Genomic DNA, 13507 nt, shown 5'->3' with positions numbered 1-13507 from the left:
GTGATGTTCCTGGTGTCTCAGTTGCCGCGCATTATTTACCAATAGCTTACGGTATGGGCAATTTGTCAGACGAGCGGGGTGAGGCTCGCTGCTGTGGTGGATCGACGCCCTTGCTATCAGTCGGCGAAACTGACGCGTCGTCAGCGAGTCGTTCGACAGCGCGCTACGGCTTGAGTTTGCCGTCTGCCGGGTCTCCGATGACCTTGAGTCTGGCCGGCTCGCACATCAGCCAGCCGGGCCGCCGGCTCGAGGCGAACTCGATGTTCTGGCTCGTCGTGTTCGTCGGGCGCTGTCAACCGCGCGTTTCCGAGCCTGCAGACACGCGCAGGCGTTGAACAAACCTCAAGATGACCTGCCCTCGAATAAGGGCATGGAACGACCGTTCCGCTCTGATTCCTGTCGTTGGAACTGCAACGGCTCGACCGTCAGCAACAGGTCGCTTTATGCCTGTTGCATATTCGGCTGCAAGCGGCGGCCGATCGCAGTCTGCATCGGGCAGAGTTCGGGCCATCTTCTGCCATTCGCTAACAATTGGATTCGACAGGAAACGGTCGGCGTCGATCTGTAACCGGACATCCGGCGATCCATGCAAGTCGTAACAATGCGCATTCGACCAGTTGGTCGCGCCGCCGCGTTCCTCGTTTCGTCGAAGGAGCTGCAGTGTCATGCCGTTTCCCGCGGCTTGCGGGCGGAAACCGCGGCCCATCCCTGAAGAACGAGTGCTCCTACACCGGAGAGTAACGCGACGACGGCGATGAAGCCGCCAATCCACGGAATCCATCCGACGAGCGAAAGCGCCAGCGTTGCCAGCGCCGCGAATACAGTGCGCCGCCGTTTAAGCGTCGCATCGGTCGGCCGGACGCGACGCAGGATCGCATCGCCGAGCGCGATACCCGCACTGACGTAGCCGATGAGCATTAGCGCCGGGTAGGCGAGGATGGCGAGTATCCCTAGCGGCGCCCCGATTCCCGTGACAAGCAGCACAATGGCGGCAACAGGAACGCAAACGATCACGACGAATGCCAGCAACAGGCTCAGCGGGAACCGCTGGCGGAGCTTTTCGGACACACTCAAGCAAAAGCCGGGCATCGCGGCAACCAGTAATGCGGCAAGGACCATCAGGCCGATCGTCCATATCCAGCGCCCGATTCGATGCAACGGCCGAGCAGGCGCAGGAGGCCGGTGCGCCGTCAGCCGTTCGATACCTCCACTGACGACGGCGCGCGGATCCTGTTCAATCAGGTTTGGGCTGCGGTAGCGCAGCGCGCCGGTCACGCGCGCGTTCGGCCCGAGCGCCACTTCGCGTCCACTCGCTTCCACGTCGCCACCGACCGCGCCGTCGATGTAAATGCGGCCGCCTGCTGCCTCGACGTAACCCTTGACATCACCGATCACGTTGACGCTCCCTCCGGCGACGCTGGCGTTGCCGGCAATGTGCGCACGCCGCCCGATATCGACCCTGCGGCCGGCAACCCGTGCGTTCCGGCCGACGGCGCCATTCATGACCACCTCGCTGCCCGCCGCGTAGAGGTTCTCGCCAGCATCGCCGTCGACAAGAAGGTCACGGCCGGCGAGAACCACATCGCCGGCTACTTTCGACGAAAGCATGACCGCCTCTCCTGCGGCAATTGCATCGCCGGCTACCGGCTGGTCGATTTCGACGCTGGTGCCCGCAGCGAAGTGATCACCGCCGATGTCGCGGGAGAACCCGGGCTCTGCGCGCCCGGCCGCGGAGGCCACATCCGTGAGTGCGAGAAGCAATGCGATGGATACGACGGCAAGCCGGTGCATAATCGTGCTCCTTGAGTGCGGGCGACAGCCTTGCCTTCCATGATCTCGAAGCAGCGCCGATGTCTGCCGAAGCCGATCAAAAAAACGATCAACCAGTAACGGCAGCCCCGCTTCGGCTATGGGCCGACGCTACCGTTCTCGCCCCGCCGTCCCGTGGAAGCGGTGCTGGCTTGATGCGGCTGGTATCGCCGAGCTGTTGACGTCAGGCGAGCCCGCGCCGCTTTCACCGCTCAGCAAAATGACATAACTGGCATCGTTTGCTCCTCGCAATTGCGGCTTTTGTTGAAGCCAGTTGAGTGCCGTTCCATTGACAACCCGTCATGACGCGTGGATGAGAGCGCAATGGGCGAGGCGTGCGCCGCATCATGCTCACCCGACGAGTCCAGTGGATACGTGTCGCAATGCAGCGATCCTGACGCGCGAGACGAGCCACGCCGCCAGCACAAACCATAGCGCAGCGATGGCGAACGCGGCAACGTAGGCGGGGCCGGCACCCGCGAACCCCTTGACCCATGACAGCATCCACCCGGTCGCGGCAGGACCGAGGATCTGCGGCAGCACCATCGACACGTGCCAGATGCCCATGTCCTTGCCGGCGGACGCGTCGTCTGGCAAAACCTGCAGCGCAAGTGCCCAGTCGACGGCCTGATAGGTGCCGTAAGCGGCGCAGAAAACCAACGCGACCGGGATCACCAGCAGGACGTTCGGCCACAGCGCCAGCAGGACAAAGCCGATCGCAGCCCCGGCCATGATCCAGCTGGTCAGGCGGACGACAGGAACGACGCCGTGGTGGTCGGCAAGCCGGGCGCCCAGCAGGCTTGCCGGGATCGCCAGCACCACGCCGACGCCAAGCAGCGCATTCAGGAGACTGGTCGGATGACGAATGCCTGTCACGTCCTGCAGGTAGTACAACATGAAGGTGAAGATCGACCAGATTCCCATGTTCCCGAACAGGCGGGTTACCAGCACCCAGTAGAAGTTCCGGTGCACGCGTGGATCAAGATAGAACGAGCGGATGAACGCGAAGAGTTCGAACCGCTCGCGGGATCCGGCAGGCGTCGGCTCGCTTGAGCCGCGAATCGTCAGCCAAAGGCAGAGCAACATGATCGCGATGAACGTGGCGACCGCGGGGTACACGCGACGCGGAGAATACAGCGCGACGAGCACCACGTTGCCAGTGACGGTGCCGAGCACGGTCATCACGTTGAGCCACGCGCTCGCGCGGCTAGCTTCCTGTTTCGGCACGACATCGGGTACCAGCCCGGCGTAGGGGCCCGCCGCCCAGTTCCACCAGAATTGAAGATGCAGGAACGCGAGCGTGTACAACCACATGCTCCCTGCACCGTTGAACGAGGCAAGCCATAACAGTGCGACCGAGGTGCCGAACACGCCGGCGACGAGAAACGGCCGCCGACGCCCATGTTTTGCAGAGCAGCGATCCGACAGCGCCCCGGCCAGCGGCGACACGACCATCGCAATAAATGCGCCAGCCGCAATCACGGAGCCGGCTACGCCTTCCTTTACTGCGGCATCGCGTCCGAGCATTTCGGCAACCTGTGCCGGAACGAGCACCGGAACGACCGTCATCCATTGGGCAAAGAGCGCAAACCACAGCGACGCGATCTGTATGTGACTGAGCGTCGACAGGCGAGGGTCGGGTGGTTTGACCGACACCTCCTGGGCTGGACTGGGTAGGGTCATGTCGGAAGTCCATGAGCATCGCGCAGCGGCCCCGACGCTGCGCGACGGCGGGTGATTCTGGCTGCTGCTCTGAGCCAGCTGGTCGAACACGATGCGCCTCGTGCGTTTTGCTTGCCACTCCTCGTGCTCAATGCTTCCTGTCTGGCGAGATCATTAAAAAAATTAGGACACTGATCCGGCATATGCAAGAGAACGCCGTGCGGCGAAACAAAAGGGTGCAAACGAAGGCCGCCCGTCTGGCTTCGTGTACGTGATTGCCAGGCCCTCGACCGCCCGGCGCGCCGGGCCGTCGGCCGAATCTGCCATTCGCGAGCCGCACGCGGTGACCGACCGCCCGCTTCCGGGATGCACCCGCCGGCGGTGCCGCGCCAGTGCTCGACCCTACCTGATGGGGCTGGGCGCGGGGAAACCACGCCTAGCTGCCCAGCCAGACCGTCAAGCGCGGGTCGGGGCGATCGAGGTACGTGGCCGCAGCGTCGCCATGATCAGGTACATGCCGCCGCCGATCACCACGCCGAAGAACCAGCCATATGTATTCCACCAGGCCGGTAGCAGGTTGGTGAAGTTGGGCAGGAAGGTCGAAAACACGCTGCCGACCGCCACCGCGGCCAGCGCGTTGACGTTCCAGCCGCCTTCGTAGCGGTACTCGCCGTGCTCCTGGTAGAGCGCCGCGACGTTGATGTTGCCCTTGGCCACCAGATAGTAGTCCACCAGGATGATCCCAAGCAGCGGGCCCATCGTGGCGCCGATGGCGTTGACGAAGTGCGCGGCGTTGCCTTCCCACGGCGCAAACGGGTAGAGCACCAGCGCGATGGCTGCGGCGATGAAACCGCCCTTCTTGAAGCTGATACGCCTGGGGAACGTGTTGGAGATGTCGAACGCCGCCGAGACGAAATTGGCCACCACGTTGATGCCCAGGGTGGCGACTGCGAAGGTCAGCGCCGCGATGAGTGCCAGTAGCCAGCTGTCGAACTTGGCTGAGATCTGCTCGGGGTGCAGCAGCACTTCGCCGTACACCCTGAAGGCCGCAATGGTGGTGACGCCGGCGACCAGCGAGAACGCGATCAGGTTAACCGGCAGGCCCCACAGATTTCCTTTCTTGACCGCGTCGCGGTTCTTCGCGTAGCGCGAGAAGTCGCAAAAGTTCAGGTACAGCGCCGCGAAGTAGGTGATCCAGGTCGCGCCCACTGCCATCAGCGCCCAGAACGAGCCGGGCTCGCCGCTGACGCCGGCGTCCCTGGTCTTCTCGAGCAGCACGTTCATCGGCATGCCATGGTCGAAGGAGAAGCCGCCGGCTTTGACGCATAGGCCGATCGCCAGGATCAGCATCGCGACCCACACCGCCGGACCGGCCAGGTCCTGGAATTTGCGCACCGTTTCCATGCCCTTCTGGATGATGAGCAGCTGCAGCGCCCAGACGACGAAGTAGCAGATCACCTCCAGTACCGAGTGGCCGAGGAAGTGCGTGCCCTTGTGGAACGCCATCAAGCTGGGGCTGCGGATCAACAGCGCGACCATCGCGCTCGAAGCCGCTGCCGTCTGTGCGCCGTACCAGAAGCAGGCCACCACGGCGCGCACCAGCGCCGCCAGGTTGGCGCCCCATACGCCGAACGAGGCGCGCGCCAGCACCGGGTAAGGCACGCCGGTCTTCTCGCCGGCGTAGCCGATCAGATTCATCAGCGCGAAGATCACCAGCGAGCCGAGCCCGATCGCCAGCACAAAGTTGGTAAAGCTGCCGCACAGCAGGAACAGGCTGGCGGCGAGGTAGTAGCCCCAGAGGCTGTGCACGTCGGAGGTCCAGACGTTGAAAATGCTGAAGGCACCCCAGTTGCGCACCCTGGAGGGCGCGAGATCTGCGTTGTAGAGACCGGGCGAAGGATTGCGGATTTCCATCTGTCATCTCCTTTGAGTTCATGGAACTGAGGAAACACCTCCAGACGCCCCTGGGCGGCGATGTCCCTGTGTCTGAAGCAAGCTCGTATGCAAGAACTGTATGCAATTCTGGCAGGTTCTTTTCGTCCTTGAGCTACAAGTGCTTGCCAGACACCCGGTTCCGCAGGATGCTGACAGCCAGACTTGGGAGGACCGCAAATGCATGCCACTGCTCCATTACAAGTGACCAGACCAGAGGCGGCCGCCCGTCTGCTTGAGCTTCTCCAGATGCGGCTCATTTCAGAGGCGATTCACGTGGTGGCGGCACTGGGAATTGCCGATTTGCTCGCCGATGAGCCGAGGAGCATCGAACAACTGGCTGAGGCGGCCGGCGCCAGCGCGCGGTCTCTCGGGCGCACGATGCGAGCGCTGTCGAACTTTGGCGTCTTTTCGGAAGAGACACCGGGTCGCTTCACGGTGGGACCTCTGGGCGAACTGCTCAGGCGGGACGCAGAGGGGTCGTTGTACTCCGCGGCTCTATTCATCGGTGGCGAAGCCGGAGCGAGCGTCATCGAGCTTTTCGAGCACTGCGTCAAGACAGGGGAAAGCGTCAGCCAAAAACTCTCTGGCGCCTCCAACTGTTTCGATTGGCTGCTGAGCAAGCCCGAGCGGACGAAACTCTTCAATGCCACGATGACCGCCTTCTCGACCCTTCATATGATCGGCGTGCTGGAAGCGTATGACTTTTCTCCAGCCAGACAAATCGTCGACGTGGGTGGAGGACATGGGAGGATCATTGCCGACATTCTGACGCGAAATCCGGGCATGCACGGCATACTGTTCGATCTGCCTCACGCCCTGGCGGGTGGCCAAAGCACAATTGCCCAAGCTGGATTGGAAGACCGCTGCGAGATCATTTCGGGCGACTTCTTTGCCTCCGTTCCTGCCGGAGGGGATACCTACATTCTTTCCCGTGTAATCCACGATTGGGATGACGAAAAGGCAACCGCGATCCTGAAGAACGTCCGCCGGGCCATCGCTGCCGACGGCAAACTGGTCTTGCTGGAAGCGATGTTGCGCCCGGCCGCGAGAACCATCTATCCCGAACTCTCCGACCTGAACATGCTCCTTGTGACGGGAGGTTGCGAGCGCACCGAGGCGGAATATTGTGCACTCTACCGCACTGCCGGGTTCGAGCTGACCCAGACGGTCGAAACGGATTCGCCTACCGGCACGACCGTGATCGAGGGCAAGCCGATCCAGCGCTTTCGCGCGTTTTGAACGAGGTAACGCTTCGAACCCTTGGGTCAGGCACATAGGCCGCTGGCGACCATGACGAACCGTATCGGGCCTGCTGCGCGATCGGGGGATGGGCCGACCAGCGAGCAACTGCGATATGCGGCTCAGCCATGATGCACAACGGCCTGCTGCGGGGATGCGCGATCTAGTGACGTGCGTAGATGTTGTCTAGCGGCGTCACAGCGGCACGGCCCGCCGATTGGGCGTGGCCGGAAACAACTCCGCCATACGCTTCTTGCGAGCCGGTAGCCTCGTCGCGCTCCGCGGCGAGGGTTTGCACGCTCTGACCATGTTGCGACGCCGGTGCGCCAACCGAGGGCCTGTAGAACGGAGCCGGACCATAGCCGCTGGCGAATGCGGGAGCGGCGGCGGATGCCGAAAGTGCGACGAGCAGTGCGGCGATAAATTTGGTCTTCATGACAGAAATTCCTAAAAGATGTTCAGTGAAAGGCACGTGCCTTAGCGAGAGGCGCGTGCCTTGGTGGCTCACGCCGTGATGATATTCAGGCCGACTTCAATGTTTCCGTGCACAGCCTTCGAGTACGGGCAGATCTGATGGGCAGAGTGCGCGATCGCCTCGACGACTTCCTTTGCCAGGCCCGGCACGCGGATGGTGAACTGGGCACCGAGGAACCACTCGGCACCGGTCTGCCCAATGTCTACCTGGATATCCACGGAATAATCCGGCGGCAGCGTGACCCTCTTCAGTTGGGCTGCGATCCCGAACGCGGTGATGTAACAGGCCGACCAGGCGCCAGCAAACAATTGCTCCGCTCTCGGGTGCGGCTCGGTCGCGATGAACTCGACGTTTTCACCGCTGGGCGTCGATAGTTTGATGTCGACGACGCCGTGCTCGCCACGCTGGGCGGCGGGGTCGCGGTTGACCGTGGTATGGGTGTTGCCGGAGAAGAGGACTTTATCGATTCTGGTCATGATGGATTCCTTGAGGGATAAGGGTGTCAGGTGCTTGTTACTCGTATGCGTTTAAATCGCATGCGACGCATAATGATCGAGAAATCTGGCGATGTCAAGCGTATCCGATTAAATCGCATGCGTATTTCAATAGGCTGGATACGGCAACCCTTCGATGGAACTAGCGGGCAGCTCCTGATGTCAGCGCATTAAGGCGCGAGCCGCATGCCTCAAGGGCGCGCGCTGACTGAGTCCACTTTTCGCGCAGAAAGTTAGCCTTGACAGGAGGTTGCATGCAACGCCGTCGATTCATTGCCATGACCAGCGCCATATTCGCTTCAGGAGGACTGTCACTGAGCGGTTGCACGACGACGCCACCGTCGTCGGACGCGACACCCGAGGCCAACGCCGGGCGGCGCCAGTCACTCGACGCGGACGCGAACGCGACCCTCCAACGTCTTTTCGCCGCAGTCCACGACTCGCGCGAACTTGTCGACAACGCGCGCGGCGTGCTGGTGTTTCCTTCAGTGTTCGCGGCCGGATTCTGGTTCGGCGGGCAGTACGGCCAGGGCGTCTTGCGCATAGGCGGGCAAACGAGCGGCTATTACAGCATTGCCGCGGCGTCGTTTGGCTTGCAGATCGGCGCGCAGTCGAAAGCGATCATCATGCTGTTCATGACGCAGGAAGCACTCGATGAATTTACGCACAGCCTCGGCTGGGCAGCCGGTGTCGACGCAACCGTCGCTGTGCTGAAGGTCGGTGCGAACGGCAACGTCGACACTTCGACGGCAACAGGCCCGGTCCAGGCCTTTGTGCTGACGAACGCGGGTCTGATGGCCGGCGTCTCGCTGGAAGGAACGAAGATCTCACGCCTGATCATCTGACGCGCTGCCATCGCAGTCTGCGATGGCGCCAACTCTCCCGTACACTTTCCCGACCCTGGACTGCACGGTGTATGTTCAGGGATCACCTGTCGCCGAAGTCCCTGGCCGTAGCACAGGCCGTCCTCTCAGGTCAGAAGAGGAGGCGCACGAACAGATGTCTGGGCTCGAGCCTCACAGCACGCCAAGAACGGCCTTCGGCTCAAGAAATGCCTCCAGCCCAAACGCGCCGTACTCCCGGCCGATCCCCGATTGCTTGAAGCCGCCGAATGGCGCGGCCGGTTCATGGGCGAGCGTGTTGACGAGCACGCGTCCGGCGTCGATGCTTGACGCGACCTCGTGAACGGACATCCAGGAAAACCAGGCCGCGCGCCTCGAGGCGCTAACGAAACGTCACGCCGCGCAGGACGCATTCCCTGCCATGAACGGCCGTCCACAACCGCGCCTGGGTGCTCACGTGGGCGAATGAGCCGGCCGGGCATGTTTTTGAGTCTATCCGGCGGTCCCGTCACGTTCGTACGGCCCGGGGCCAGCGAGTGATAGGATCAGGCATGTGTCTGATTCTTGCGGGCATGTCCGTTTCGAAACGGGCCGTATAGGCTCGTATCTTTGGGCACATCGCAATCCGCGCGCCCGTTGCCATCCATGAAGGAAGACGCGATGTTCGAAAATGTGCCCGCCTATGCCGGCGATCCGATTCTTTCCCTGAACGAAGACTTCCAGCGCGATCCGCGCACCGATAAAGTCAACCTGAGCATCGGCATGTACTTCGACGAAGCGGGCCGGCTACCTGTGATGAGTGCCGTTCAGGCTGTCGAAGCCTCGCTGCTCGAAGCGGCCGCCCCGCGCGGCTATCTGCCAATGGCGGGTCATGCCGGCTATCGCGACGCCGCCCAGGCGCTGGTCTTCGGCGCGAATCACGAGGCACGTCTTGCGGGCCGTATCGCGACGCTGCAGACGCTCGGCGGTTCCGGGGCACTGAAGGTTGCAGCCGATTTCCTGCATCGCCACTTGCCAGCTTCGCAGATCTGGATCAGCGATCCGAGCTGGGAGAATCATCGCGTCGTGTTCGAAGGCGCCGGACTCACGGTCAACACCTACCCGTACTACGACCCGCAGACCGGCGGCCTGCGCTTCGATGCGATGCGCGCCGCGATCGATTCGCTGCCCGAGCGTAGCGTCGTTCTGCTGCACGCCTGCTGCCACAACCCAACCGGCGTCGACCTCGACCGGGCGCAATGGGCCGAACTGATACCCGTCCTCCAGCGCCGAAAACTCATTGCGTTCGTCGACATGGCGTACCAGGGATTCGGCGATGGGCTCGATGAAGATGCCGCCTGCGTGCGTTCGCTGGCAGACGCCGGTGTGCCTTTGATCGTCGCCAGTTCGTTCTCGAAGAACTTCTCGCTGTACGGCGAGCGTTGCGGCGCATTGAGCGTTGTGTGCCGCGACGCTGACGAAGCGCAGCGCGTGCTCGGGCAGCTAACCTTTGCGATCCGGTCGAACTACAGCAACCCGCCCACGCACGGCGCGAAGCTGGTGGCGGGCGTTCTTTCGAACGCAGCGCTGCGCGCCGCGTGGGAGAGCGAGCTGGCCTCGATGCGACAGCGTATCAAGTCGATGCGCGGCAGGATGCACGAAGGACTTGCGGGGCTCGTCGACGACGTGATGCGCGAGCGTTATACATCGCAGGTCGGCATGTTCACTTACACGGGGCTAAGCGAGGGGCAGGTCGAGCGGCTGCGCGCTGAGCACGGGATCTATCTGCTCCGTTCGGGACGGATGTGCGTGGCGGGCCTCAATCAGCAGAATGTCGGTTATGTGGTGTCCGCGATCGCGTTGGTGGCCGCCAACCGCGACGCACAGAAATGATGAGGGTAGTCGCGCGTCTTCCGCGTAAAACGCTAGCACGAGGTTGGCTTGAGCCGCTCCACTTCCAGCCCGAACAGCGGACGCAGCTTCGTGCCGAGCACGTTGCCGAAGAACGCCGCGACAAGCCACAGCCAGCCGTGCAGACTGCCCGACGCAATGCCGCTGAAATACGCGCCGATATTGCAGCCATAAGCGAGCCGCGCGCCATAGCCAAGCAGCAGACCGCCGACGCAAGCCGCAACGAATGAACGCATCGGCACGCGCCATACCGGCGCGTAGCGGCCGGCCAGCGCCGCGGCAAGCATTGCGCCCAGCACAATGCCGATATCCATACCGAGGTCACATCACGTGAAACGGGCGCGGCGAGCGCCGCGGCGTTGGCCTTGCCGGCCCAATACGGCCAGCTCGCGACGTCGAAGCCGATCGCAGATGCCGCTTTCGCACCCCACAGCGCAAAAGCCGACGTAATGCCCCATGGCCGCCCCGACAGCGCGAGCGTGGCAAAGTTGAGCAGGGCGAGCGCAACCGCGCCGGCCATCATCGGCCACGGCCCGTGCAGCCACGGCGACGCGTGCGCAGGGCGGGTATCGGAGCCGACGAGGCGGCCGTGACGCCGCTTTTCGATGACGACGGTCAGCGCCGCGATGGCCGCGAACACGATCCAGTTGACGGCAAGCGCGGGCCCCGCACCAAGCGTCTTGACGAGCGAAACGGGCTTCAACGACGGAAGCGCGCGCCAGAACGGCATGTGGGCCGTTGCCACGACCGAGCCGACGATGAACGCGACGAGCGTCACGATCATCCGCGTGCTGTCACCACCGACGGTGTACAGCGTGCCCGACGCGCACCCGCCACCGAGTTGCATGCCAATACCGAAGATGAACGCGCCAACCACGACCGACGTGCCCGCCGGCGACACGAATCCTGCGACCGGCATGCCGAACAGTGAACCGGCGGACAACGCGGGAAAGAAGAGCGCCACGCCAATCGCGAGCATGACCATCTGCGCGCGCAGACCGGCGCCGCGCCCGTCCGCGATGAGCACACGCCGCGCCGACGTAAAGCCGAACGCAGCGTGATACAGCGCGACGCCGAGCAGTGCGCCAACCACATACAACGCGGCCTGGCGGGCGCTGACGGTTTGCGCGAGATACAACGCGCCAAGGACGATCAGAGCCGCGGAGATGCCGAGTGGCTTGGGGTCGATACTAAAACGCCGTGGGACTGGGGACCGTGGGACGGGTGACGCGTAATCGGACATGCGGCGCTCCGCAACAGTGAAGACAAAGTGTTATTGTCCCGCGTTCGGAGAAAGCGCCCTGCGCGTGCACGGCGCAGTGACGCCGCTTTCCGCAACCTGCGCGAGTTCAAGAAAAGTTGAAGTGCCGAGAAATTCCGGCATCAAACCCCGGATTTCGATTAGATCAGCTATTCACTACCCGGTCGCGGTGAGAGGTGGCCCGATGCGATCCGCGTCGCGTCGTCGTTTGGGCGCGCACTCAGACTGCGACGACCTCAATGCGCAACGCTTCCGCACCGGCCTCGATCTCCAGCAGGCGGTCGACGTTCGGATGCGCACCCGGGCGGTTGCGCGCGTCCGCCGTGTGCTCGGCAAACACCGCGAGGCCGTGCCCGGCCGCCCTGGCGTCCAGCGTGCCGAATGCTTTCAGGAGATAGTGGTACACCGCCAGCGAGCCCTGCTTGCCCGGCTTGTTCTCGATGCTTGCCACCACGGCACCCTTGCCGTCGACCAGATCGATACGCTCGATACCTTCGATGGCAGGCAGTTGGGCGAGGTTGTCCGTGAATACGTTGCTCGGTTGAATCACTGCAAACACTCCGTTTGTTCCGAAAATCGCGTGGAGCCGTATCTTATACGAGGCAAGACGCGGATTCCCATTCCTGAGGAACGAAAGGCGCTCGCTGCGGTGCGCCTTGCCGCGCGGGGTGCTGCGCGCACGGACGCCGACGCGGCGATCCTGAATAGCGTGCTGGCCGGTCTGGTGGTCTCCCGGCTGTCTTTTGTGCTCCACTATCTGCCTGCGTATCGGGCCGCGCCGGTGACGGCGCTGGACATTCGGGATCTGGGCTTCGATTTGCTGCCAGGCGTGGTCGCAGGTGCGCTCGCGCTCGGCTGGATGCTGTTGCGGCGCCGTCATGTGAGGCGCGCGGTGCTTGTTGCGTCGGCGGTCGGCGTGCTGGGCTGGAGTGTTGCGACGCTTGCGGCCGGCGCGTCGCCGCAGGACAAAACTGTACCGCGCCTGAACCTGCCGGATCTCGGTGGCCATGTCCATCCGCTTGCCCGCGACGACGGCAAGCCGCTTGTCATCAATCTTTGGGCGAGCTGGTGCGGGCCGTGCCGCGCGGAAATGCCCGTGCTGGCCGAGGCGCAGCGCGACTTCGGCGGCGTCGACGTCGTGTTCGTCAATCAGGGCGAAACGCGCGAAACGGCAACCGGATATCTCTCATCGCAGCGGATCGATGTGCGCAACCTGCTGCTCGATCCGGCGCTTACGCTGGCGCGAGCCGTGGGCGCGCGCGCGTTTCCCACAACGCTGTTCTACGATGCGCGCGGCACGCTGCTCGCCGTGCATCTCGGAGCGTTTTCGCGTGCCACGTTCGAGCGTGCGCTGACCACTCTCTATCCTGCCGTTCACGCCGCAACAGGTGCGACGCCATCGCCGTAAGGGGGCGCGTCCGCCTGCTCGTTCAGGGCTTCACGAGTGAAATCGAGAACCCGTCCCAGCCCTTTGCACCGACGGTCTGCATGGCGGTCGACGAGAGCTCCGGATGGGCGGCAAGAAGATCGAAATACTTTCTCAGACCAATGATGTCCGGGTCTGTACTGGCAGGATCAGCCATTCTGCCCCCTCGCACCACGTTGTCCGCGACGACAATGGCGCCTGGGCGACACAGTTGCAGGGACAACTGGAGATAATCCGGGTAGCCTTTCTTGTCGGCGTCGTTTCGTCGAGCGCCCCATCCCGGCTCACCAGTTGGCCGCAAAAATAGTCGTCGATAAAATCCCATTGTTGCTGGTCCATTGCCTGATCCGGGGTTGTCTGTGTAGTGGCAATTCTATGCCCCAGCGGAGAGAAACGGGTGCCGCGTGACGGTGGCGTAGCAGGCAACGGGACGGCGAGAAAGCTTTCACACCGGCTTTGGCCCTATGCGCCGCG

General features: G+C 63.2%; 12 protein-coding genes and 2 pseudogenes. 4 read left to right on the top strand and 10 right to left on the bottom strand.

Annotated features, from left to right (window positions below):
• Positions 1-292: 292 nt before the first annotated feature.
• The 4 genes from B0G77_RS25860 to B0G77_RS25845 all read right to left on the bottom strand — a co-directional run bounded on the left by B0G77_RS25860 (position 293) and on the right by B0G77_RS25845 (position 5385).
• The gene (locus B0G77_RS25860; protein WP_133664869.1) at positions 293-667 is read right to left on the bottom strand and encodes a hypothetical protein; all 375 of its coding nucleotides are present in this window, start codon (positions 665-667) and stop codon (positions 293-295) included.
• Positions 664-1791 (bottom strand): polymer-forming cytoskeletal protein, encoded by a 1128-nt coding sequence (locus B0G77_RS25855; RefSeq protein ID WP_243751209.1) that lies wholly within the window; start codon positions 1789-1791, stop codon positions 664-666. The genes B0G77_RS25860 and B0G77_RS25855 overlap by 4 nt, the downstream gene beginning before the upstream one ends.
• Before the next feature lie 369 nt (positions 1792-2160).
• Entirely contained in the window at positions 2161-3492 is a 1332-nt protein-coding gene (locus tag B0G77_RS25850) for an MFS transporter (protein WP_133664868.1), read from the bottom strand.
• A 435-nt stretch (positions 3493-3927) separates the two neighbouring features.
• A complete protein-coding gene (locus tag B0G77_RS25845; protein WP_133664867.1) occupies positions 3928-5385 on the bottom strand; it encodes a cytosine permease in 1458 nt (485 codons plus the stop codon).
• 198 nt (positions 5386-5583) lie between these two features.
• On the opposite strand from B0G77_RS25845, the gene B0G77_RS25840 reads away from it, so the two are divergent.
• Positions 5584-6645: a methyltransferase gene (locus tag B0G77_RS25840; protein ID WP_133664866.1), complete on the top strand. Its 1062-nt coding sequence runs from the start codon at positions 5584-5586 to the stop codon at positions 6643-6645.
• A gap of 163 nt (positions 6646-6808) precedes the next feature.
• Here B0G77_RS25840 and B0G77_RS25835 read toward each other — a convergent pair whose 3' ends face one another.
• The gene (locus tag B0G77_RS25835) at positions 6809-7081 is read right to left on the bottom strand and encodes a hypothetical protein (RefSeq protein ID WP_133664865.1); all 273 of its coding nucleotides are present in this window, start codon (positions 7079-7081) and stop codon (positions 6809-6811) included.
• Between the two features lie 68 nt (positions 7082-7149).
• A complete protein-coding gene (locus tag B0G77_RS25830; RefSeq protein WP_133664864.1) occupies positions 7150-7596 on the bottom strand; it encodes an Ohr family peroxiredoxin in 447 nt (148 codons plus the stop codon).
• 272 nt (positions 7597-7868) lie between these two features.
• Here B0G77_RS25830 and B0G77_RS25825 point away from each other — a divergent pair, with 272 nt between their 5' ends.
• Positions 7869-8459, top strand: coding sequence for a YSC84-related protein (locus B0G77_RS25825; protein WP_133664863.1), 591 nt, complete (start codon positions 7869-7871; stop codon positions 8457-8459).
• Between the two features lie 171 nt (positions 8460-8630).
• Here the strand turns inward: B0G77_RS25825 and B0G77_RS25820 are convergent.
• Positions 8631-8795, bottom strand: a pseudogene (locus B0G77_RS25820) (aldehyde dehydrogenase family protein); the annotation flags it as partial.
• A gap of 321 nt (positions 8796-9116) precedes the next feature.
• Here B0G77_RS25820 and B0G77_RS25815 point away from each other — a divergent pair.
• Positions 9117-10328, top strand: a complete 1212-nt coding sequence (locus tag B0G77_RS25815; RefSeq protein WP_133664862.1) for an amino acid aminotransferase — start codon at positions 9117-9119, stop codon at positions 10326-10328.
• A 32-nt stretch (positions 10329-10360) separates the two neighbouring features.
• Here B0G77_RS25815 and B0G77_RS25810 read toward each other — a convergent pair.
• Positions 10361-11589, bottom strand: a pseudogene (locus B0G77_RS25810) (YeeE/YedE family protein).
• A 238-nt stretch (positions 11590-11827) separates the two neighbouring features.
• Positions 11828-12157: a DUF2322 family protein gene (locus tag B0G77_RS25805; RefSeq protein ID WP_133664861.1), complete on the bottom strand. Its 330-nt coding sequence runs from the start codon at positions 12155-12157 to the stop codon at positions 11828-11830.
• 30 nt (positions 12158-12187) lie between these two features.
• Here B0G77_RS25805 and B0G77_RS25800 point away from each other — a divergent pair, with 30 nt between their 5' ends.
• On the top strand, positions 12188-13015 hold the full coding sequence (locus B0G77_RS25800; protein WP_133664860.1) for a TlpA disulfide reductase family protein: 828 nt from the start codon (positions 12188-12190) through the stop codon (positions 13013-13015).
• A gap of 22 nt (positions 13016-13037) precedes the next feature.
• On the opposite strand, the gene B0G77_RS25795 is transcribed toward B0G77_RS25800, so the two are convergent.
• Entirely contained in the window at positions 13038-13358 is a 321-nt protein-coding gene (locus B0G77_RS25795) for a hypothetical protein (protein WP_133664859.1), read from the bottom strand.
• Positions 13359-13507: the final 149 nt, after the last annotated feature.

This window comes from Paraburkholderia sp. BL10I2N1, assembly GCF_004361815.1.
Classification (GTDB): domain Bacteria; phylum Pseudomonadota; class Gammaproteobacteria; order Burkholderiales; family Burkholderiaceae; genus Paraburkholderia.
The sequence above is the reverse complement of the archived record's forward strand: the minus strand, read 5'-3'. Positions and strand labels throughout refer to the sequence as shown.

Excerpts from the sequence above, each read along its gene's own strand:
- B0G77_RS25860 (WP_133664869.1), bottom strand. The coding sequence starts at position 667 with ATGACACTGCAGCTCCTTCGACGAAACGAGGAACGCGGCGGCGCGACC.
- B0G77_RS25855 (WP_243751209.1), bottom strand. The coding sequence starts at position 1,791 with ATGCACCGGCTTGCCGTCGTATCCATCGCATTGCTTCTCGCACTCACG.
- B0G77_RS25850 (WP_133664868.1), bottom strand. The coding sequence starts at position 3,492 with ATGACCCTACCCAGTCCAGCCCAGGAGGTGTCGGTCAAACCACCCGAC.
- B0G77_RS25845 (WP_133664867.1), bottom strand. The coding sequence starts at position 5,385 with ATGGAAATCCGCAATCCTTCGCCCGGTCTCTACAACGCAGATCTCGCG.
- B0G77_RS25840 (WP_133664866.1), top strand. The coding sequence starts at position 5,584 with ATGCATGCCACTGCTCCATTACAAGTGACCAGACCAGAGGCGGCCGCC.
- B0G77_RS25835 (WP_133664865.1), bottom strand. The coding sequence starts at position 7,081 with ATGAAGACCAAATTTATCGCCGCACTGCTCGTCGCACTTTCGGCATCC.
- B0G77_RS25830 (WP_133664864.1), bottom strand. The coding sequence starts at position 7,596 with ATGACCAGAATCGATAAAGTCCTCTTCTCCGGCAACACCCATACCACG.
- B0G77_RS25825 (WP_133664863.1), top strand. The coding sequence starts at position 7,869 with ATGCAACGCCGTCGATTCATTGCCATGACCAGCGCCATATTCGCTTCA.
- B0G77_RS25815 (WP_133664862.1), top strand. The coding sequence starts at position 9,117 with ATGTTCGAAAATGTGCCCGCCTATGCCGGCGATCCGATTCTTTCCCTG.
- B0G77_RS25795 (WP_133664859.1), bottom strand. The coding sequence starts at position 13,358 with ATGGGATTTTATCGACGACTATTTTTGCGGCCAACTGGTGAGCCGGGA.